Source organism: Sinorhizobium sp. (assembly GCF_059070375.1).
This window is the reverse complement of the sequence record NZ_JCACWC010000002.1, coordinates 1,053,023-1,071,845: the sequence shown is the minus strand read 5'-3', so window position 1 is coordinate 1,071,845 and position 18,823 is coordinate 1,053,023. Positions and strand designations below refer to the sequence as shown.

At 63.2% G+C, this 18,823-nt stretch carries 21 protein-coding genes; 14 read left to right on the top strand and 7 right to left on the bottom strand.

Annotated features, from left to right (window positions below):
* Positions 1–19: 19 nt before the first annotated feature.
* From AC5J09_RS09615 to nadE, 3 genes are read left to right on the top strand one after another with little or no spacing between them, the layout of a single operon-like run.
* Positions 20–286, top strand: coding sequence for an acyl carrier protein (locus AC5J09_RS09615; protein ID WP_010976177.1), 267 nt, complete (start codon positions 20–22; stop codon positions 284–286).
* Positions 287–313: 27 nt separating this feature from the next.
* A complete protein-coding gene (locus AC5J09_RS09610) occupies positions 314–1,861 on the top strand; it encodes a class I adenylate-forming enzyme family protein (protein ID WP_324764596.1) in 1,548 nt (515 codons plus the stop codon).
* On the top strand, positions 1,858–2,862 hold the full coding sequence (gene nadE, locus AC5J09_RS09605) for an NAD(+) synthase (RefSeq protein WP_324764597.1): 1,005 nt from the start codon (positions 1,858–1,860) through the stop codon (positions 2,860–2,862). The genes AC5J09_RS09610 and nadE overlap by 4 nt, the downstream gene beginning before the upstream one ends.
* Positions 2,863–2,912: 50 nt before the next feature.
* On the opposite strand, the gene AC5J09_RS09600 is transcribed toward nadE, so the two are convergent.
* Complete coding sequence (locus tag AC5J09_RS09600) at positions 2,913–3,092, bottom strand: hypothetical protein (RefSeq protein ID WP_014527798.1); 180 nt, start codon at positions 3,090–3,092, stop codon at positions 2,913–2,915.
* Between the two features lie 547 nt (positions 3,093–3,639).
* Between AC5J09_RS09600 and AC5J09_RS09595 the strand changes: the two genes are divergently transcribed.
* From AC5J09_RS09595 to AC5J09_RS09575, 5 genes are all read left to right on the top strand, one after another.
* Positions 3,640–3,891 (top strand): YjiS-like domain-containing protein, encoded by a 252-nt coding sequence (locus AC5J09_RS09595; RefSeq protein ID WP_324764598.1) that lies wholly within the window; start codon positions 3,640–3,642, stop codon positions 3,889–3,891.
* 322 nt (positions 3,892–4,213) lie between these two features.
* Positions 4,214–4,963, top strand: a complete 750-nt coding sequence (minC, locus tag AC5J09_RS09590; protein WP_324764599.1) for a septum site-determining protein MinC — start codon at positions 4,214–4,216, stop codon at positions 4,961–4,963.
* Positions 4,964–5,055: 92 nt separating this feature from the next.
* On the top strand, positions 5,056–5,871 hold the full coding sequence (minD, locus tag AC5J09_RS09585; RefSeq protein WP_003526353.1) for a septum site-determining protein MinD: 816 nt from the start codon (positions 5,056–5,058) through the stop codon (positions 5,869–5,871).
* Positions 5,868–6,131: a cell division topological specificity factor MinE gene (minE, locus tag AC5J09_RS09580; protein ID WP_003526351.1), complete on the top strand. Its 264-nt coding sequence runs from the start codon at positions 5,868–5,870 to the stop codon at positions 6,129–6,131. The genes minD and minE overlap by 4 nt, the downstream gene beginning before the upstream one ends.
* Before the next feature lie 380 nt (positions 6,132–6,511).
* Positions 6,512–6,979, top strand: coding sequence for a hypothetical protein (locus AC5J09_RS09575; RefSeq protein WP_324764600.1), 468 nt, complete (start codon positions 6,512–6,514; stop codon positions 6,977–6,979).
* Here AC5J09_RS09575 and AC5J09_RS09570 read toward each other — a convergent pair.
* Both AC5J09_RS09570 and AC5J09_RS09565 read right to left on the bottom strand, forming a co-directional pair.
* Positions 6,969–7,628 (bottom strand): LuxR C-terminal-related transcriptional regulator, encoded by a 660-nt coding sequence (locus AC5J09_RS09570; RefSeq protein ID WP_100671425.1) that lies wholly within the window; start codon positions 7,626–7,628, stop codon positions 6,969–6,971. The genes AC5J09_RS09575 and AC5J09_RS09570 overlap by 11 nt on opposite strands.
* Positions 7,625–9,037 (bottom strand): sensor histidine kinase, encoded by a 1,413-nt coding sequence (locus AC5J09_RS09565; protein WP_324764601.1) that lies wholly within the window; start codon positions 9,035–9,037, stop codon positions 7,625–7,627. The genes AC5J09_RS09570 and AC5J09_RS09565 overlap by 4 nt, the downstream gene beginning before the upstream one ends.
* A gap of 275 nt (positions 9,038–9,312) precedes the next feature.
* Between AC5J09_RS09565 and AC5J09_RS09560 the strand changes: the two genes are divergently transcribed.
* The 3 genes from AC5J09_RS09560 to AC5J09_RS09550 all read left to right on the top strand — a co-directional run bounded on the left by AC5J09_RS09560 (position 9,313) and on the right by AC5J09_RS09550 (position 11,863).
* On the top strand, positions 9,313–10,071 hold the full coding sequence (locus tag AC5J09_RS09560; protein ID WP_324764602.1) for a hypothetical protein: 759 nt from the start codon (positions 9,313–9,315) through the stop codon (positions 10,069–10,071).
* 21 nt (positions 10,072–10,092) lie between these two features.
* Positions 10,093–10,902, top strand: a complete 810-nt coding sequence (locus tag AC5J09_RS09555; protein WP_324764603.1) for an EAL domain-containing protein — start codon at positions 10,093–10,095, stop codon at positions 10,900–10,902.
* Between the two features lie 229 nt (positions 10,903–11,131).
* Positions 11,132–11,863, top strand: coding sequence for a L,D-transpeptidase (locus AC5J09_RS09550; RefSeq protein ID WP_324764604.1), 732 nt, complete (start codon positions 11,132–11,134; stop codon positions 11,861–11,863).
* A gap of 137 nt (positions 11,864–12,000) precedes the next feature.
* Here AC5J09_RS09550 and AC5J09_RS09545 read toward each other — a convergent pair whose 3' ends face one another.
* Both AC5J09_RS09545 and AC5J09_RS09540 read right to left on the bottom strand, forming a co-directional pair.
* Complete coding sequence (locus AC5J09_RS09545; RefSeq protein ID WP_324764605.1) at positions 12,001–13,119, bottom strand: GNAT family protein; 1,119 nt, start codon at positions 13,117–13,119, stop codon at positions 12,001–12,003.
* On the bottom strand, positions 13,116–13,850 hold the full coding sequence (locus AC5J09_RS09540) for a N5-glutamine methyltransferase family protein (protein WP_275599355.1): 735 nt from the start codon (positions 13,848–13,850) through the stop codon (positions 13,116–13,118). The genes AC5J09_RS09545 and AC5J09_RS09540 overlap by 4 nt, the downstream gene beginning before the upstream one ends.
* 219 nt (positions 13,851–14,069) lie before the next feature.
* Between AC5J09_RS09540 and AC5J09_RS09535 the strand changes: the two genes are divergently transcribed.
* Together AC5J09_RS09535 and AC5J09_RS09530 are read left to right on the top strand one after the other, a co-directional pair.
* Positions 14,070–15,380 carry a lipopolysaccharide biosynthesis protein gene (locus AC5J09_RS09535; protein WP_494297520.1) on the top strand — a complete coding sequence of 437 codons (1,311 nt, stop codon included), beginning with the start codon at positions 14,070–14,072 and terminating at the stop codon, positions 15,378–15,380.
* Positions 15,377–16,525 carry a GNAT family N-acetyltransferase gene (locus AC5J09_RS09530; protein ID WP_494297519.1) on the top strand — a complete coding sequence of 383 codons (1,149 nt, stop codon included), beginning with the start codon at positions 15,377–15,379 and terminating at the stop codon, positions 16,523–16,525. Before AC5J09_RS09535 ends, AC5J09_RS09530 begins: the two co-directional genes overlap by 4 nt.
* A 163-nt stretch (positions 16,526–16,688) precedes the next feature.
* Here AC5J09_RS09530 and AC5J09_RS09525 read toward each other — a convergent pair whose 3' ends face one another.
* Positions 16,689–16,937 carry a FitA-like ribbon-helix-helix domain-containing protein gene (locus AC5J09_RS09525; RefSeq protein WP_100671443.1) on the bottom strand — a complete coding sequence of 83 codons (249 nt, stop codon included), beginning with the start codon at positions 16,935–16,937 and terminating at the stop codon, positions 16,689–16,691.
* A gap of 172 nt (positions 16,938–17,109) precedes the next feature.
* Here AC5J09_RS09525 and AC5J09_RS09520 point away from each other — a divergent pair, with 172 nt between their 5' ends.
* Positions 17,110–18,012 (top strand): dihydrodipicolinate synthase family protein, encoded by a 903-nt coding sequence (locus tag AC5J09_RS09520; protein ID WP_324764618.1) that lies wholly within the window; start codon positions 17,110–17,112, stop codon positions 18,010–18,012.
* A 52-nt stretch (positions 18,013–18,064) separates the two neighbouring features.
* On the opposite strand, the gene AC5J09_RS09515 is transcribed toward AC5J09_RS09520, so the two are convergent.
* Complete coding sequence (locus AC5J09_RS09515; RefSeq protein ID WP_324764608.1) at positions 18,065–18,721, bottom strand: LysE family translocator; 657 nt, start codon at positions 18,719–18,721, stop codon at positions 18,065–18,067.
* Positions 18,722–18,823: the final 102 nt, after the last annotated feature.

Here is an 18,823-nt window from a genome sequence, read left to right as displayed (position 1 = left end):
TGGAGAAAAGGATAGTGAAATGACCCAAGCGATTAAGGACAAGGTCAAGGCATTCGTCATCGAGAACTTTCTCTTCGGCGACAGCGCATACGAACTCGCCGACGACGCTTCGCTGATCGAGAACGACATCATCGATTCGACCGGCGTTCTGGAACTGGTCGCCTTCATCGAAGACGATTTCGGGATCGTGATGGCCGATGCCGACATCGTCCCGCAAAATCTCGACTCGCTCGCGCGGATTTCGGCGTTCATCGAAGCGAAAGCCGCCGTGCCGGTCTCGGCGTAAGCGGCGAAGGGCGGGGGCATCACGATCATGCGGTTCGAGCAATTCCTCATCAGGAACGCCGCGGCAAACGGGGCAAAGACGGCGCTGGTCACCGATCGCCGGCGGCTGGGCTATGCCGAACTCGACGATCTTTCGAGCCGCCTCGCCGCCGCTCTTGCCGAAAGCGGCGTGAAGCGGAACGACCGGGTTCTGGTCTTCATGGACAATTGCTGGGAGGCGGCCGTCGCGATCTTCGCGATCCTCAAGGCCGGTGCGACCTTCAGCCCGATCAATGCTTCGACCAAGGCGGACAAGCTTGCCTATATCGTCGCCGATTGCGAGGCGGCGGCTATCCTGACGCAGGCCAAGCTGATGCCGGTCGTTGCCGAGGCGCTGGCGCTTGCTCGGGGCCATGCGCCATTCGTCGCTTCGACCGCGGGTCCGGGGGGGCGCTTCCCGGACGGTGCCGCTTCCTTCGAGGAATGCCTGACGGTTGCGCCCGCGCCCATCGGCCACGGCGGCATCGACGTCGATCTCGGCATGCTGATCTATACCTCGGGCTCGACGGGCCGTCCCAAGGGCGTGATGATGACGCATCGCAATATCGATGCGGCTTCGGAGTCGATCACATCCTATCTCCAGAACACGCCTGACGACATCATCCTGAACGTGCTGCCGCTCGCCTTCGACTACGGGCTCTATCAGCTGCTGATGGCGATCCGGCTCGGCGCGACGCTCGTACTCGAAAAGTCATTCGCCTTCCCGCAGGCGATCTTCGACCGTATCCGGACCGAAGGGGTTACCGGCTTCCCGCTGGTGCCGACCATGGCGGCAATGATCCTGCAGATGCGTGACCTCGAACCCGGCTTTCTCCCGAGCCTTCGTTTTCTCTCCAATACCGCGGCAGCACTGCCGCCGGCGCATATCGCCCGCTTGAGAGAGCTTTTCCCGGGCGCCCGGCTCTATTCCATGTACGGACTGACGGAATGCAAGCGCTGCACCTATCTGCCGCCGGAAGAGCTCGACCGGCGGCCGGGTTCCGTCGGGATCGCGATACCGAACACCGAAGCCTTCGTGGTCGATGACGAGGGGAACCGGGTACCGCCCGGTGTAGCCGGCGAACTGGTCATTCGCGGCCCGCATGTGATGCAGGGCTACTGGCGCAATGACGCCGCGACCGAGCGCATGCTCCGCCCCGGCCCCAATCCATGGGAAAAGGTGCTTCACACCGGTGACCTGTTCCGTACCGACGAGGAGGGTTTCCTCTATTTCGTCGGCCGCAAGGACGACATCATCAAGACGCGCGGCGAAAAGGTCGCGCCCAAGGAGGTCGAGACCGTGCTGCATGCGCATCCCGGAATTGCCGAGGCCGTGGTCATCGGTGTTCCCGATCCGGTGCTTGGGGCCGCGATCGGCGCTCTCGTCGTGCTGTCGGACCCGACGCTGACGGAGAAGGACATCATCCGTCATTGCAGCCGCCATCTCGAGGATTTCATGGTGCCGAAGATCGTCGAATTCCGCACCGAATTGCCGAAGACGGATACAGGAAAAGTCAGCCGCCGCCTTGCGGCCGAAACATTGGAGCCCGCAGAATGAATATCCGACCGGACCAGAACAGGCTCGTCTTCTCGGCCGACACGCTGAAAATCGACGAAGCTGCGGAAGCCGAACGTATAGTTGCCGGATTGCGGGCCCAGTTGCGCAGCCTGCGCAAACGCGGCCTCGTCCTCGGCCTTTCCGGCGGCATCGATTCGAGCGTCTCGGTCGCGCTGGCCGTGCGCGCCGTCGGTGCGAAGAACGTCTTCTGTCTCTTCATGCCGGAAAACGATTCCGATCCGGAAAGCCTGCACCTCGGCCGGCTGGTCGCCGAGACGTTCGGTGTAGAGGCGGTGGTCGAGGACATCGGACCGACGCTCGACGCCATGGGCTGCTATCGGCGGCGTGACGCCTTCATTCGCGAACTCGTCCCCGATTACGGGCCGGGCTGGGCGTCGAAGATCGTCATCGCCAATGCGCTCGAAGGCGACGGCTACAACATTTCCTCGCTCGTGGTGCAGGACCCCGAGGGGAAGCAGACGAAGCTGCGCATGCCGCCTTCCGTCTATCTCGGCATCGTCGCCGCGACGAACATGAAGCAGCGCACCCGCAAGCAGATCGAATACTACCATGCCGACCGGCTGAACTTTGCCGTGCTCGGCACGCCGAACAGGCTGGAATACGATCAGGGCTTCTTCGTCAAGAACGGCGATGGCGCGGCGGACGTCAAGCCGATCGCTCATCTTTACAAGTCGCAGGTCTATGCGCTTGCCGGTTATCTCGGCGTTCCCGAGGAAATCCGGCGCCGGCCGCCGACCACCGACACCTATTCGCTCGAGCAGACGCAGGAAGAGTTCTATTTCTCGCTGCCTTATGACCGAATGGATCTGTGCCTCTTCGGCCTCAACAACGGGCTCAGCGCCGACGAGGTCGGACGCGCGGCAAATCTAGACGCGGCTCAGGTCGAGCGCGTCTGGGCGGATATTGCCGCCAAGCGCAAGGCCACGCGCTACCTGCATCTCGGGCCGCAGCTGGTGCAGCCGGTCGAGGAGATCGAGTAAGAATCCGATCGCACGCCCCGTCCCTAAACGGGGCGTGCGATCGGCCGGCTTTATTGAGAAGGTGCAGGTGTCGTCGGTGCCGGTGCCGGTTCTGTGGGCGCGGGCTCCGTCGTCGCCGGGGGAGTCGTTTCGGTCGCCGGGGGCGTTTCAGCCGTCCCTGGCATGAAGAATATGACCGCGAGAATGATAATCGCGAGCACGATAATGCCAATGATAACGTTGCGGTTCATGGTGTTTTCTCCGCTGCTGACGATCATCTTCGATCGACTGCACGACGGCGAGTAGATAAGCGGCCGCCATGCGTTCAACCGGAGATGCGCCGTTAGCGTAACATGAGTCTCGCCAAGCAATAATAGATGCAGTTGAACGACGTGCCTTGCCGCACGGATGCGCCTTCTCATGGGAAGACTGTTGTATTCCCGCAACAGGGATGAAGCGCCGATTGCAATTCGAAATTGAGTGCTTGCCGATCGGCCTGTCTCGTGCGAGGATCACCTCATCCGCAATTCAAATCAGAGGAGGCGTAAGATGAATTCCAATCTCGTGTTTGTGCGCCTCTGTGGCGGAACGGCTATCGTGCCTTCGATGCGACGCGCATCTGGCTTCAGCCGCTACTGATCTGAGGCTCACAAGCCCGCATCTCCGCCATTTGGCGCTTCCCTTTTAACTGACGTGACCGGCTGACGGGACAATTGTTCGCATTGTTTCGTTCCGCATCCGCACGTCTTCTGATCCTCGAAAGGACCTGGCTGCATCACCGCGCCGGGACGGACAGTCATGCGTGAACCACAAGCAATAGTTGTCGAACCCCTCGCGGCGGCGGCCGATGAGCTTTACCGTAAATTCGGCGTCTGGAAGACCGCACGGGCACTGATGTCGGCCGCATGGAGGCGCCATCAGGCGCAAAACCAGATCTCTCACCTGTCGAATCGGATGCGCCGCGATATCGGCCTTCCGGAGGCGGAGGAGGAATTTCCCATCTGGGACATAGACGCCTTCATGGCGGCCAGGGCAAGGCATCCGGATTGATCTGGAGGCAAACCCTGAGAAGTGCGGGGGGGGGGAGAGGTTCGCAGTCTCTCTCTCCCCCCGATTACGGGGCAGCGGTCAATTCTTCCCGCATGGGCATCCCGCCTTCGTCAGCCCTGTGCAAGCTCCCCTCTTCACCATGCTGCCTAGAACTGGTCGCCGGTTCCGTCGAGTCTCATCTTGGACAGACGGTCTCGCGCGTGACGGAAACTTCACGTCGTGCAGGGGCGAAACGGACCGAAGATCAGGCAAAGAAGGAGGCCCGGTTAACTGTTTGTTAACCATGGCTCGCCTACATCTTGGCAACCAAAAATTAACGAAGATGACCAAAGTGCTAACAGACGCTCGCTCGATCCGCATCAAGGGCCGCTCCTTCCTGGCGCTGGTGCTTTCCCCCGAACTGCCGCTCGACTGGTGGCTTGGCCGGCTCGATGACCTCGCTTCGCGTTCGGCGGGCTTCTTCCTGGGGCGCCCGGTGGTGCTCGATGTGGCAGATCTCGAGATCGACCGGAAACAGTTGAAGAGCCTGCTCGACGAGCTCGGCCAGCGCAATGTCAGGGTCATGGGGATCGAAGGCGGACGTCCCTCGCTTTTCGAGCCGGGGATGCCGCCTGCCATGAAGGGCGGCCGGCCGGCTCCCGATTTCGAAGTACCCGAGGCCGATCCGGCCGATCCGCCGAAGGCCGGCAAGGGAAAGGCCGCTGCGCCGATTACGTCGGAGGACGTTCAGCCGGTTCGGGCGACGGCATCGATCATCGTCCGGGAACCGGTTCGGTCCGGACAGTCGGTCATCTTCCCGGAAGGCGACGTGACGGTGGTTGGCTCCGTCGCATCCGGCGCGGAGATCGTCGCAGGAGGTTCAGTCCATATCTACGGGACGCTCCGAGGGCGGGCGCTGGCAGGCTCGGTCGGAAACGCGTCTGCGCGCATCTTCTGCCGCCGGCTCGAAGCGGAACTGCTGGCAATCGACGGCGTCTACAAGACGGCCGAGGACATGGCCCCCAATCTGCGCGGGCAGTCGGTCCAGCTGTGGCTGGAAGGCGATTCGATCATGGCAGAAAGACTGAACTGAGCCGGTCGCCGGCTGATTTATAGAATTAGAGCGGGGATGCGGGCGGAAACCGCTCACAGTTTTCCTCCCGCTCTGACAACAGGAGCGGGAAGATGGCGAAAGTAGTTGTAGTTACATCTGGAAAGGGCGGCGTCGGCAAGACGACGTCAACCGCCGCACTGGGTGCGGCGCTGGCGCAGCGCAACGAGAAAACGGTCGTCGTCGATTTTGACGTCGGGCTGCGCAATCTCGACCTCGTCATGGGCGCCGAGCGCCGGGTCGTCTACGACCTCGTCAACGTGATCCAGGGCGACGCGAAGCTGCCGCAGGCGCTGATCCGCGACAAACGGCTCGACACCCTCTTCCTGCTGCCGGCATCGCAGACCCGCGACAAGGACAGCCTGACCCCCGAGGGCGTCGAGCGGGTGATGGAAGAGCTCAAGAAACACTTCGACTGGATCATTTGCGACAGCCCGGCCGGGATTGAGCGCGGCGCGACGCTCGCGATGCGCCACGCCGACCTCGCCGTCATCGTCACCAATCCGGAAGTCTCATCGGTCCGCGACTCCGATCGCATCATCGGCCTGCTCGATGCCAAGACCGAAAGGGCAGAGCGCGGAGAGCGGGTCGAGAAGCACCTGCTGCTGACGCGCTACGACGCCGTCCGCGCCGAGCGCGGCGACATGCTCAAGGTCGATGACGTTCTCGAGATCCTGTCGATCCCGCTCATCGGAATCGTTCCCGAAAGCATGGACGTTCTCAAGGCTTCCAACCTCGGTGCCCCGGTGACGCTCGCCGACAGCAGCAGCGCTCCGGCACGCGCCTATCTGGATGCCGCGCGCCGCCTTGCGGGGGAAACGGTGCCGATGACCATTCCCGGCGAGAAGCGCGGCTTCCTGGGCAAGATATTCGGACGGAGGGCAGCATGAGCATTTTCCGTTTCTTCAGCAAGCAGACCTCGGCGCCGACGGCGCGCGAGCGCCTGCAGGTGCTGCTGGCGCATGAGCGGGCGTCGGTCGGCCAGTCGGACCTCGTTGCGGTGCTCCGGGAAGAAATTCTCGCGGTCATCGCCAAGCATGTCCAGGTCGACCGCGACAAGGTCAACGTCACGATGGAACGCGGCGAGCACGTCACCACGCTCGAAGTCGACATCGAGATACCGATGAAGGCGGGCGTGCGGGCGGCCTGAGCCGGCCGCAGCGGCACCATGGTCCGGCCAGGTTGCGCGAATGGCAACCGGATGGATATCCCTTCCTGCAGCCTCTCGTCCGGGAGGCTGCAGTACGGCTTTCGCCTGGCCACCGCGCCCCGTCGTCGGACTTTCGTCCGAATCACATCGGACGATCGTCCGACCGGCAAAAGCGAAACGTCTGAGACACCCCGATTGCAGTTGACGCACCGGTCAGGCCGTGACCAAAGATGGCGCAACAGCCGGCGAAAGCGAATGTCGGGCTTTCCCGGTGGACTGTTGTCGGGTCGGCGACGACGCCGACGATCGGTGATAGCGTCAAGGCATTCGCGAGACCGCGATCAGGCGCATCCCGGTAAAAACTCTTCAGGAGGAGCGTGATGGTCACGCGTCGAAACTTTCTTGCAGCACTGTGCTGGGTTTCGGTCGGCCTTCCCGTCGCCGTATCGCCTTACAAAATCGCGCTGTCGGGCTCAGGCATCGAACTGGAACCGCAATCCGCTCTCGCCAAGGGCGGTGGTAGCGGCGGCGGGCGTGGCGGTGGCGGCGGCGGCGGCGGACGAGGCGGTGGCAACGGCGGCGGACGAGGCGGTGGCAATGGCGGTGGAAACGGGGGCGGCGGCGGAAACGGTAAGGGCGGCGGCAATTCGAATTCCGGCCGGGCAAGCGGAAGAGCAACGACGTCCGTGGAAGGGGGCGGCTCCATCCTGCGCGTACGTCACCGGGACGGCATCAGCGAGGTGATCGAAGACGCCCGTTACATCATGAAGGATTCGCGCGGGCGCACTATTGTCAACCGGCGGGCGACGTCGGCCGACCGGAGACGGCTTCTCTCCTTCATTGACTGACCGGACGCCAGTCGAGCGCGTCGCGCAGCACCATGGCGGCCTCCGTCCGGTTGGCGACGTCGAGCTTCGCCATGATCTGCGTCATGTGATGTTTCACCGTTTTCTCGTGCAGATCGAGCTTTCGGGCAATCTGCTTGTTGCTCATTCCCGAGGCGACGAGGTGCAGGACCTCCTGTTCGCGCCGCGTCAGCTCGGCAACGAGGTTGGATTTGGCCGGTGCGGGATTGGCCAGCTGGCCCGTCAGCAGCTTGGCGGAAAGGGTGGGGGCGACATAGCTCTCGCCTGAGGCGACGGTGCGAATGACGTCCGCCAGCGCCCTCGCACCGATCCCCTTGAGAATGTAACCCTTCGCGCCTTCCTTGAGAGCTGCAGCGACGTCGTCATTCGCCTCGGAAACGGTCAGCATGACGATCTTCTGCGCGGGCGCGACGCTCAGGATCGCCGGAATCGCGTTCAGCCCGCCGCCCGGCATGGAGATGTCGAGCAGCATCACATCAGGGTTGAAATTTTGCGCGATCGCGATCGCCTCGTCCCGCGACCCGCCTTCGGCAACGACCTCGAACCCGTCGATCTCCGACAGGCTCCGTGTCACACCCTCCCTGAACAAGGGGTGGTCATCGACCACGGCTACTCGAATTCCCGTCATCATGCCTGCTCCGTTTCCTCAAAACCGATCGACATCCGGACAATCGTGCCGGGCGCGTTGGGGTTGATCTCGAATGTTCCGCCGAGGCTCTCGACCCGGCCTTCAAGGCCCGCGAGACCGAGGCTCGTCGGCCGTACGTCTTTGGGGTCGAAGCCCGGCCCGCCGTCTGCAACCTCGACGGTAACCTTGTCACCCTTCGTACTCTGCGTCACGCGCTGCGCGATGCCGCCGCCGTGACGGTAGGCATTGTTAAGCGCTTCCTGCACGAAACGGTATATGCAGATCTTCGCCGATGCCGAAAGGCGCTCGGGCGGGTCGGTCATCGACAACTCCACGGTGGTTCCCGTTCGTTGTTCATGGGCGTGGACGCAGCGCTCCAGAATTTTCCTCAGGCCGGCGGTCTCTATCTGCGGCAGGACCAGCCCGCTGCACAGCGTTCTGATCTCGTTCATCGCCTCGTCGAGGCTGCCCTTGATGGCGGCGATCTCACGCTCGCGCAGTTCGGCGGGCGTCGTGGGGCTGACAAGCTTGTTGCTGTCCAGTCGCAGGGAAGCATAGGCCACGAGTTGCGCCGGCCCGTCATGCAGATCGGCGCCGATCCGCCGCAACAGGGTCTCGTTCAGCGCGGTCGCTCGCTGGGAGGCCTGGCGCAGGCGCCCGCGCAGTGTCTCGTTCTGCGCAAGCAGCGCCGAAAGCTCGTCGACGCGCTGCGCAAGCGCATGGCGCTGCTTCTCTATCGTTCTGCTGCCGCGCAGGACGATGGCCGAAAGGGCGATGAAGAAGGCGAGCGTGAAGCCGGCAACGGCGAGCCACGTGTGAAGCCTCGCCCGATTGAGGCTCTGCTCGAATTCGTCGGCAATCTCGTGGAATTCCGAGACGGCGACCACCTCGCCGGACCAGGGTTGGAGAAGGGGATTGTAGATCTCCAGGAGAGGACTGCTCGAAAGGCGCTCCGTCTCGCCGTCGGCCTCGTCGAGAGGCATGAAACGAGCGACCATGCCGCCGTCGAATGCCGCCGTCAGCTCCGGACCCAGCTCATACTTCTGACCGACCATGGCCTTGTCGCTCGAATAGAGAACCGTGCCGTCGGCACGCCAGAGGCGAAATGAAGCAAGCCGATCACCCAAAGCGCCCTGCCCAAGCGTTTCGTCAAGCGCCCGTGCCACCGAATCGTCGAGCACCTGCGTCGTTTGCATGTCGGGCAGAAGCGGCGCAATCACGCTATCGACATAGAGCGCCGTGGTGGCCGCGGAGTTGCGCGTCACGGCGTCCTCTATAAGGCTCGTCACGAAGGCGCCGACGACGAGCATCGCCGCGGCGGCTACAGAGCCACCGATAATGAGGAACTGCTTCGCCAGCGGCTGAGAGTTCCACCGTCTGATGAGGGCGTCGACGTGCACGAGAGATCTCACGATGGCCCGCTCAATTCGTCGCCGGCACTGCTGCGTTCTTTGCAACCGCCAAATTAGCATTTCCGGCCGGCCGGTCAACGCGCGCCATCCCTTACCCCTTGGTCATAGCGCATCTTGGGACTTTTGACGACCGGGCCCACGGACCTAAGTCCAATCAACCGGCGCATTGGTCCGGCGGCGGTGGAACCCGCACCAGTTGCACGCTATCGCTTAATCAATTGAAGCAGAAAATCGGCCGCAGCAACAACGGCCGCGACTTTCGATAGGAGGCCCTCATGCCTATTTCCAAATTCGTCGGACGAGGTCTTATTGCGCTGGCGCTCGCAGGCGCTCCCCTGGCGGGCCTTGCACCCGGCATGTCGGACATCGCATTCGCCAAGGGCGGCAATGGCAACGGTGGCGGCAATGGTGGCGGCGGCAACGGCAATGGCGGCGGCAATGGCGGGGGCCACGGCAATGGCGGCGGCCACGGCAAGAGCGGAAGCCACGGCAATAGCGGAAGCCACGCGAAGGCCCGATCCGATTCGGGCAGATCGGGCGGCGAGCGCGCGGGCACGCCGCGCTTCCTCCAGGACCTGTTCAAGCACGGCAGGAAGTCCGGAAAAGCGGCGCACGGCAAGTCCGGGAAGTCCGGTAAGGTAGTAAAGGCCAGGGTGACGGAAACGGCTGTCCCGACGCCGAAGCCCAAGAATCCGCAGGCCGAAACGGCAAAGCTGAGCTCGCTCGGCCGGAACTATCACGCCTACCTGAACTCGAACGATCCGCGAATGGCGGCAATCTCCGCCTATGCGATCGCCTATGCAGAGTTCGAGGCGGAGTTCGGCTCGGACGTCATCCCGACCGATCCGGCTCTCAGCGATGAAGCGCTGCGCGAGGCGATTGCAAGCTTCACGAATGGCGGCGAAGTGACGGATGCGACACTTGAGGACGTCAAGGAAACGCTTGGCGTCGGATCGTCCGTCGGGAAGATAGACGATATTCGTGAGCACCTTCTCGACACGACGCCCGATGAGGACGTCGTGATCGAAGACTGACCGGGCGAGGCGCGTCGCCGGATGGAACATCTGAGAAGATTCGACCGTGTCGTCGGCGCCGTGACCCAAGCGATGCGGGAGGGACGGATAGGCTTCTCGCTGCAACAGGTCAATGCGGTCGGCGATACGGGCGAGGTGCTCTATTCGGAATGCCTAGGCAGGCTCGTAGAACGTGACGGAGCGGTCAGGACGAGCGAGGAATTCACGGCTTTTCTCGAAGCGTCGGGACGCGTTGCGTCATTCGATCGATACATGCTCGGTCTCGCATTCGAGTGGCTCGACTGCAATCCGTCAGGCGTGTTGGGTTGCGATATCTCGGCCGGGAACATTCTCGACGAGAACACTTGGTCGGAACTCTACGATCTGCTTTCGCGAAATCGGGAAATGGCCTCGCGCCTGGTTCTCGAGATAACGGAGTGCCTGCCGCTGGCCACCCTGCCGATGGCGGCGGAGTTCATTGAAGGCGCGCGCGAACTGGGCTACAGAATCGCCCTGGACAGTTTCGGAACGGGTCACTCGACGCCGGAATCGCTGTTGTCCATTCCCGTCGACATCGTGAAACTGGACGCATTCTTCATCGGCCGCGGCCAGGGCGGGGGCAAGGGGTTCCTCCATCATTTGGTGGGGCTCGCTTCCTGCGTTGCGCCGACGGTGGTCGTCGACGGCATCGAGACCTACGGACAGCTCGAAGCCGTCAAAAAGGCCGGCGCAACGCATGTGCAGGGCTTCCTTCTGTCCGAGCCGACGCTGTACCCGGTCTATTGCGGCCAGCCCGCGCCGCTGCCGGCCGCCATACGCAGATCTGCGGGATCGCGGCAGCTGCATTCCTAGGCACGATGCTTTCAGGTCGGGTCGGCTAGAAGCATAAACGTGATCAAATCCAGGAATAAAGCGGAATGCGGGCGCAAAACCGCACACACCTCACCCCTCCGGCTGGCGGGCGACCCTCCGCGCGATGCTTGCAGATATCGAACATGTGATTGGCCGTGAGTTTGGCAATCCAGGCGAGTCGGCTACACGTCTACACGCGACCCCTTTTCTCTCTTCGTACCTGCTTGAGATGTTTAGCAAAATTCAATTACGACGACGCACGCTTCTTCTGGGAGCGATTTCCGCAACGGCAGCCGTCGCGGGGTGCTCGACCTCTGCGCCGCAAGCGCAGCGCGCCCCCGTGCCGCGTCTGGTGAGCCGCCCGATCGGGCTGGCGAGCGATGCCGAACTGGAAGCCAGATATGCTGCCGTCGAAGATGGCGGGCACTTCATTCCGGCAGTCCCCTATAGGGAGATGGATCCGAAATATTTTCGCCAGCGGGTGCCGGACCCCACCGGCGAACCGGCGGGGACGGTCGTCGTAGACACGCCCGGGCGGTTCCTCTACCTCATCGAGCCTGGCGGAACGGCGATGCGCTACGGCGTCGGAATTGGGCGCGAGGGCTTCGCCTGGCAGGGCGAAGGGATCATACACTGGCGCCAGCCCTGGCCTCGGTGGAAGCCTCCGGCCGATATGATCGCCCGCCGTCCGGAACTCGAAAAATACTCCGTCGCAAATGGCGGCATGGCCCCCGGCATAGACAATCCCTTGGGTGCCCGCGCGCTCTACATCTTCCAGAACGGGCAGGACACGCTGTACCGTCTGCACGGCACGCCGGAATGGAAATCGATCGGCAAGGCAGTTTCGTCAGGGTGCGTTCGGCTGGTGAACCAGGACGTCATCGATCTTTACAAGCGTGTACCCTATCACGCCCCGATCGTCGTCTATCAAAAGCCTCTCGCCGAGCAGCTTCAGGTCTAGGGCTGTTCAGATCCGGCATACCCGCCGCGGTTGTTTGATGATTTTAGGCCGACCCGGCCTGAAATCATCGTGATTTAGAGCACTTCGAACGGCGCATTCCCGGACGCAAGACCACTCTGCGCCTTCTTGGAAGTGCTTTAGATCCGGTTGAACGTCCCGCCGATCAGCCGGCTCCAGTGTTCCCCCGCCAGCCCGTTGATGAACCCTCGTGCGTGACGGAAAGCGTCGACGAGTTCCTCCTCGCGGGAGTGGACGACGGTCGAGGCGGCATGGACGAAGCCGATACGGCGGCCCATCATGGCCTCAAGCAGCGCCGGCTGGGTTCGACCGCGCACAGCAGCGGCTCCGCGCGCGGCCGCGTGCTCTATCAGGCAGTCGAGGATCGGCCCGGCCTGTCCCGGCTGGGCGAGGACCTGGAGAACCCTGGCAGTTCCGCCGGGCTGCAGGTGGTAGAAAAACGCTCCGACGGGCGCACCACTTCGCGTTCTGACGGCCGCAAGCACCGGCTCGCCGAATTCCGGCTTCTTCTCCGCGTCTTCGAGGATATGGTCTAGCTGGCCCTCGGTCCAGGCCGGCTGCACGGCAAACTGCCTGGTCAAGGGGGCGAAGAGCTCGGCGAAGCCATGCCGGTCGATGTCGGCGACCTGCAGCGGTCCTTGGGTGGCGGCCTCGGGCACGCCCGACCAGCGCAGCTCGCCGCGTCGCAACTTGCCGCGATGGCGGCGATCGAATGCATGAGCCAGCGGCCGGAGTGCGCGGGCGGGACCGAACCGGCTCGCGACGAGATCGACGCCGAACGATGCCGGCCGGATGACGCGTATCCAGTCGAGGCTGTATTGCGGCAGCACGACTCCCCGCAGCTTCGTCCACATCTGCGTCGAAACTTCGCTCGCCGTTTCGCTGAAGGAAAGGTCCTGCGGTCCTGCAAGGAACGCTTTCAGCAGCCGCGCGCCGGCCATCGGATCGCTTTCGCGGCCTTCGACCATCAGCGAGCCGCAGATGGCGGCGCGCAATGCCCTGCCGCGATACGTCATGGCCAGAGTGTTCGCTCCGACGAAGCCGGAAATCCGGCCGCCATCGTTGCTATACACGAGCGGGCGGATTTCCGGGTCGTTGCCCGGGGCATCGATATAGAGTTGCCGAAGATATTCGATGAACGCAGGCGACGGCTCCTCCGCGCTGTTGCGGAAGACCTTCTGAAAGAGCCGCGCGACAGCCGGAATATCCTCGGCTGCGAGCGAACGGATGTCGCTCATCTGTCCGCCCCGTCAGCCGCGGCGGCTGCCGCTGCACCGCCCAGCCTGCGCGCCAGTGCGACTCGCGGCTTTCCGGCCGAGTCCTCGGCGAATGTCACTGCCTCATAGGCCTTCGTCCGGGCGAGAAGCGCCGTGGCCTGGCGATCCTGTCCCTCTCCGAACTCGAAGAGAAGCCAGCCGCCCGGCTTGAGGAAGGCGGCGGCTTCGCGGATCAGCCGCTGATGGATGGATATGCCGTAGGGCCCGCCATCGAACGCCTCCCGCGGCTCGCTTGCGAGAAGATGCGCGCTGTCGCCTTCCAGGCGGGATGTCGAGATATAGGGCGGGTTGCAGACGATCATGTCGACGGCGCCCGCGAGGTCCTCTCCCGCGAGGGCCGCGAACAGGTCGCCCTGGCGGATGACGACGCGGTCTCCAAGCGAGAGGCGCTCGACATTGCGCCTCGCAAGCGCGACCGTGCTGTCGGTGAGGTCTGCAGCCCAGACACGCGCGAGCGGTACCTCCGCGGCGATCCCCAGAGCGAGATTTCCGGATCCGCAGCACATGTCGATCACGGTCGCCGGTCCGGCGCGCTCGATCAGGATCGCTGCGGCGTTCCGCCCGAGGAGTTCCGTCTCCTCCCTCGGCACAAGCACGTCCGGCGCCAGTTCGAGGTCGACGCCCATGAATCGTACGAGCCGTGGCGCGCGACCCTCGGTCCGGCCGTCAAGATGATTGTCGCCCTGCAGCACGAAGGCTCCTTCGGTTATCGGATGGGATGTCGGTCCGGCGCACACTAGCGCGTGCAGGTAAACGGAAGCTGAAATGCAGGGCGTCCGACAACACATGGCGCCACAATGCTTATGTTAACCGGCCAATCACTTATCCTCGCTAGTGTGCGCCTCAATCGGCGAGGGGGGCGTTTCGCAGCCCGGTGCCGGCCTTTAAGTCGATTTGTCAAGGCAGAACGGATGGTCTCGGAAGGTGTAACGGAACAGCGCGGTGACAGACCATTCCTGCCGATGGTCATGTCCTATCTCGCCTCCGGCGGCAGTCTGGTTCTCGGTTCTGCGGCGCAACTCCTTACCTTTGCCATCCTTGCCCGCTGGCTCGGCGTCCACGAGTTCAGCGTGTTCGTCGCAATTACTGCGGTCGCCAATATAGCCGTCCATCTCTGCGGGCTCGGGGCGATGGAATGCCTGGTGCGCCGGGTCGCGCGCGACCGCGCGATCTACCCGCAGATGCTCGGGCACAATGTCATCCTGACGGTGGCGAGCGGGGCAGCCCTGGTCCTGCTGGGAGCGGTGGTCCTGCCGTTCTTCTTCACCCTTTCGCCGGACCGCGTGACGAACGTCGCCGTGATCACGCTGATGCTCGTCACCAATATCCTGCTGGTCCGGGTCATCGTGCTCACCGAGCAGATATTTATCGCTCACACGGATTTTGCCTCCGCCAACAAGGTCGTCGTCGGTTTTGCGGCGGCGCGCACGGTTGCGGCGGCACTTGCCTGCATCGCCTTCGGCGTCACCAGCGTCGCATCCTGGGCGGTGTGGCAGTTTCTCTGCCATGTCCTCGTGGCGCTCATGTGTATGCGGGCAATCCGGGAACTCGGTGCGCCGCGCTACCGCATCGTGCGGGAGGAACTCCCGCAAGGCCTTTACTTCAGCATTCCCTTCATCCTGCGTGCGCTGCGCCAGAATGCCGACCTGCTTGTCCTGAGCCTCGTCACCACCGCCGAGGTCGTCGCAAGCTACAGTGTCGCTCGCCGCATGCTGGAGAGCAGCTATCTTTCGGTGGAAGCGCTCAACCGGCTTATCTACCCGGGTTCGGCGAGGGCGACGGCGGCGGGGCTTCACCACGCCCTCCATCGGGTGCGCCGGGTGCTCGCTGCCGCAATCGTCATCAGCCTGGCTGCGGCCGTCACCGTTTTCGTTCTGGCGCCGGTCCTGCCCTACCTCTTCGGCAAGGACTATCTCTCGCTGGTCGGCTTCGTCAGAAGCCTCTGCTGGGTCGTGGTGCCGCTCGCGATGTGGTCCGTCGCGGTCGAGGCGCTCGGTGCCTCCGGCGCACACGCGGCCCGCGCGACCGTCATGGGGCTCGGCAGCATCGCCGGTGCCGGCCTTGCCGCATGGGCAAGCTGGTACGCCCCGCCGATGGGAACTTTCCTGTCCTTCTACGCAATCGAAATCGCGATGGTCGTCGCCTCCTGGAGCGTGTTCCTGCACTTCGTGCGGCGCGACCGCCGCCAGGCTGCGCTCACTCTTGGAGCGGGCGCCATATGACGATGGAGGCGAATGAAATTCGCGTATCCGAGAGCGTGCCGGTCGATGCAGGGCAGCGCCGCGGTACGCGGCTCATGGCGCCCGACGACGTTCCGGCGGTCGGACGGCTTTTCAACAGGATTTTCCGAAGGCACGATCAGGCATCCGACGATGACCTCGGACGGTATCTGCAGACCGTCTTCTTCGGCAGCCCTCACTATTCTCCGGAACTCGGCAGCGTCGTGCACGAGAACGGTGCTAACGGCATAGACAGCGCCATACTCTCGGTACCGATGGCGTTTATGATCAATGGCCGCCCGACCATGGCCCGCCTTCTCTGTGCCTTCATGGCGGATGGCAAGGCCGGCGCCGTTGGAGCGGCACGTCTTGCGCGCACCATGCGGGCGGCTCGCCAGGACATGTGCTTCTCCGACAATGCGTCGCCGGTCAGCGCCGACCATTGGGTTGCGGGAGGCGGCATCGTCCTGCCGATCCAGAGCCTCGAATGGCAGCGCTCGTTTCTGCCGTTGACCGCGGCGGCGATCCTTGCGGGCCGTCACTTCCCAATCGCGCGCTCGCGTGTTCTCGTCGGCGTCCTCAGGCCGATTGACCGTGCACTGCGCCGGTTGCGGCCCTCCATGCGGCCGAAGGCCGAGGGCGAATGCAGGAGCGAGGCAGCGGGCGTCGAGGAGTTCCTCCAATGCGCGAGCCCGATGCTGGAACGCTTTGCGATCCGCCCGGCCTGGTCGCCAGCCGAATTCGACTGGCTCGTGCGCGTCGCTTCGATGAACCGCAACCTCGGGACGCTCCAGTGCAGGAAAGTCGTTCTGCCGGACGGTCGCACGATTGGCGCCTTTCTTTTCTTCGGCAAGCAAGATGCCGCGGCCACGGTGCTCAATCTCGTCTGCGAGGAGGGGCGTGAGCGCGACGTCGCCGCGGCGATGTTCGCGCAGCTCGATGCGGAAGGCTATGCCGTGGCGGTCGGCATGGCTCAGCCGTTCCTGATGAACGCTATCTCGCGCCAGCGATGGCTGTCATTCCGGCACCGCGGCTACTTCTGCATGGTGACCCGCCATGCGGACCTCAAGGAAGCGGCAGAGCGCAACGACATCTATATCGGCGGCCTCGCCTCGGAGACCTGGAGCCGGCTGCTGACGGATTTTTAGCCCGGTTGAAATTTCAAGGCCGATGATTCCAGGGATTGATGATAGTTACACCGGTGTCAGCGAGATCCGCGACATTACGGGTTGCCACGGAGGCGAGCCAGCCTCTACCGCGACGGAGAGGGTGGCTGCCAACAGCTCCGACGGCACATTGGTATCGAGATAATCACTCGGAGAAATCCGGTGCGTAGCGGATGGGCTCGCGCTGCGGAAGGTCAAGCATGACGCCTGCGAGCGGCGCCATTCGGATGCGGATTACTGTAGCGAGATTGGCCGGTCGGTTTTCGGTAGTCGAAAGCGCGGCGCGAAGGATGTCCCGCGCTTCGTCCTCCATCGAACGCCCATGCTCCGCGGCGCGAATGCGCAGGCGCTTCTTGAGCCCGTCATCGAGGTTGCGGATCGTCACGTTCGCCATGCGGCTTCCTTTCTTCATTGATGGCAATTTATCGTTGACTGCAGCGGGCGGCAACACGCCTACGAGTGACCCGGAGCGGGCTGCCGACGGATTTTTGGTTGCATGTCTTGCCGGCAATCATTCGCGGTTATATGAGCGAGGCCTGTTCTGGCGCAGTCGATGGGAAATGACGATGGCACCTGCGGCTTTATTTGATGGCCTGTCAGCGTTCCCGCCCACACCCGCCGATGTGGGCGGCAAGGTTTCGGAAGAGGCGCTGTCGCGACTGCTCGAGCGTATCCGACTAGCACGCGCGGACTCGATTGGATTGCTCGGCAGCACAGGGGCTTACGCATTTCTCTCGCGCGGTGAACGGCGACGGGCAGTGGAGATCGCTGTCGAATGCGTGGGAGGCAGAGTTCCCCTCATCGTCGGCGTCGGCGCACTCAGGACCGACGAGGCTCAGGCGCTCGCGCGCGACGCGAATGAAGCCGGGGCAGATGGACTTCTCCTGGCTCCCGTATCCTACACGCCTCTGACTGAGGAGGAAGTTTATCAGCATTTCGTTGCCGTTGCCGGCGTTTCCGACTTGCCGCTCTGCATCTACAATAATCCGGGCACGACCAGGTTCGTTTTCAGCGAGGAACTGATCACACGGCTCTCGCAGGTGCCGAGTATTGCCGCAGTGAAGATGCCGTTGCCTGCCGACGGAGATTTCGCGGGTGAGATCGCTCGACTGCGTGCGAACACGTCTGCAGCTTTTGCTATCGGCTATAGCGGCGATTGGGGCGCAGCAGGTGCGCTCCTGTCCGGTGCTGATGCGTGGTTCAGTGTCGCGGGCGGGCTTTTGCCCGTGGCTGCAACGAAACTCACTCGGGCGGCGAAAGGGGGCGATCGCGCGGAAGCGCATCGGATCGACACCGCATTTCAACCCTTATGGGCACTGTTCAAGGAGTTCGGCAGTTTCCGCGTGATGTACGCTATCGGGAGCATCCTCGGACTGTTCCAGGCATTGCCCCCGCGGCCGATTTTGCCGCTTGGACCTCGTGACAATGTACGGGTAGAAGAAGCTGTTCAGAAACTGATCGACTTTTAAGAGTGCTCTTGAGGAATTACGCTTTACCCGGAAGTGCTCCAGCCGGTCCTGATCATCGGTGAAGGGCGGGCGCGACTGGAGAAAGCAGCAACCGTATGCCAAGCGCGATCATGATGCTGCCCGCAATGCGCTGCTGCCACGCCACAAAGGCACTGCTGTGCGACAACCAATTGCTGAATGTGCCTGAGGTGAGGGCCACCGCACCAAGGACCAGCAGCCCGGTGGCTTTCATCGTAACTCCGAGGATGAAGAATTGCAGGGCCGGCGATCCGGCGGACGGTGCCACGAACTGCGGAAGGATCGCGAGCATAAAGGAAAGCGACGTCGGATTCGTCAGATTGCAGATCACACCCTGCCTGAAGAGGGCGAGAAGCGATGGAGACGTGGCGCGGCCCGGCGCTTCGCGCAGGAAGGTCTTACTGCTGGCCGTCAAGAACCGCACCCCGACATAAATCAGATAGGCCGCTCCGATAAATTGCATGGCCTTGTAGAGGAGCGGCGAGGACGCCACGACCGTGGCAAGGCCCATGGCAAGCAAGGGTATCTGGACGAAGCCCGCCGCGACGCATCCGATAGCGGTTGCAAGCGCAGCCCGTCGGCCCTGGCCGATGCCGCGGCTGATGACAAGCATCATGTCCGGGCCGACTCCGGACAATTGATAGGCAAGCACGGCGCCCAGAAACGCGGCATAGCTGGTCAGGTCGGGCATTCTACAGAAACTATGGAAGCAGGTCGAAGTTCCCCAGCGGAAACGAACCAGTGCCCGTAGAGGAGCATTGGCCTGCCCAAAAGGTTACCGTCCGAACAGTTC

Coding starts and splice junctions, on each gene's coding strand:
- AC5J09_RS09615 (WP_010976177.1), top strand. CDS start 20: ATGACCCAAGCGATTAAGGACAAGGTCAAGGCATTCGTCATCGAGAAC.
- AC5J09_RS09610 (WP_324764596.1), top strand. CDS start 314: ATGCGGTTCGAGCAATTCCTCATCAGGAACGCCGCGGCAAACGGGGCA.
- nadE (WP_324764597.1), top strand. CDS start 1,858: ATGAATATCCGACCGGACCAGAACAGGCTCGTCTTCTCGGCCGACACG.
- AC5J09_RS09600 (WP_014527798.1), bottom strand. CDS start 3,092: ATGAACCGCAACGTTATCATTGGCATTATCGTGCTCGCGATTATCATT.
- AC5J09_RS09595 (WP_324764598.1), top strand. CDS start 3,640: ATGCGTGAACCACAAGCAATAGTTGTCGAACCCCTCGCGGCGGCGGCC.
- minC (WP_324764599.1), top strand. CDS start 4,214: ATGACCAAAGTGCTAACAGACGCTCGCTCGATCCGCATCAAGGGCCGC.
- minD (WP_003526353.1), top strand. CDS start 5,056: ATGGCGAAAGTAGTTGTAGTTACATCTGGAAAGGGCGGCGTCGGCAAG.
- minE (WP_003526351.1), top strand. CDS start 5,868: ATGAGCATTTTCCGTTTCTTCAGCAAGCAGACCTCGGCGCCGACGGCG.
- AC5J09_RS09575 (WP_324764600.1), top strand. CDS start 6,512: ATGGTCACGCGTCGAAACTTTCTTGCAGCACTGTGCTGGGTTTCGGTC.
- AC5J09_RS09570 (WP_100671425.1), bottom strand. CDS start 7,628: ATGATGACGGGAATTCGAGTAGCCGTGGTCGATGACCACCCCTTGTTC.
- AC5J09_RS09560 (WP_324764602.1), top strand. CDS start 9,313: ATGCCTATTTCCAAATTCGTCGGACGAGGTCTTATTGCGCTGGCGCTC.
- AC5J09_RS09555 (WP_324764603.1), top strand. CDS start 10,093: ATGGAACATCTGAGAAGATTCGACCGTGTCGTCGGCGCCGTGACCCAA.
- AC5J09_RS09550 (WP_324764604.1), top strand. CDS start 11,132: ATGTTTAGCAAAATTCAATTACGACGACGCACGCTTCTTCTGGGAGCG.
- AC5J09_RS09545 (WP_324764605.1), bottom strand. CDS start 13,119: ATGAGCGACATCCGTTCGCTCGCAGCCGAGGATATTCCGGCTGTCGCG.
- AC5J09_RS09535 (WP_494297520.1), top strand. CDS start 14,070: ATGGTCTCGGAAGGTGTAACGGAACAGCGCGGTGACAGACCATTCCTG.
- AC5J09_RS09530 (WP_494297519.1), top strand. CDS start 15,377: ATGACGATGGAGGCGAATGAAATTCGCGTATCCGAGAGCGTGCCGGTC.
- AC5J09_RS09525 (WP_100671443.1), bottom strand. CDS start 16,937: ATGGCGAACGTGACGATCCGCAACCTCGATGACGGGCTCAAGAAGCGC.
- AC5J09_RS09520 (WP_324764618.1), top strand. CDS start 17,110: ATGGCACCTGCGGCTTTATTTGATGGCCTGTCAGCGTTCCCGCCCACA.
- AC5J09_RS09515 (WP_324764608.1), bottom strand. CDS start 18,721: ATGCCCGACCTGACCAGCTATGCCGCGTTTCTGGGCGCCGTGCTTGCC.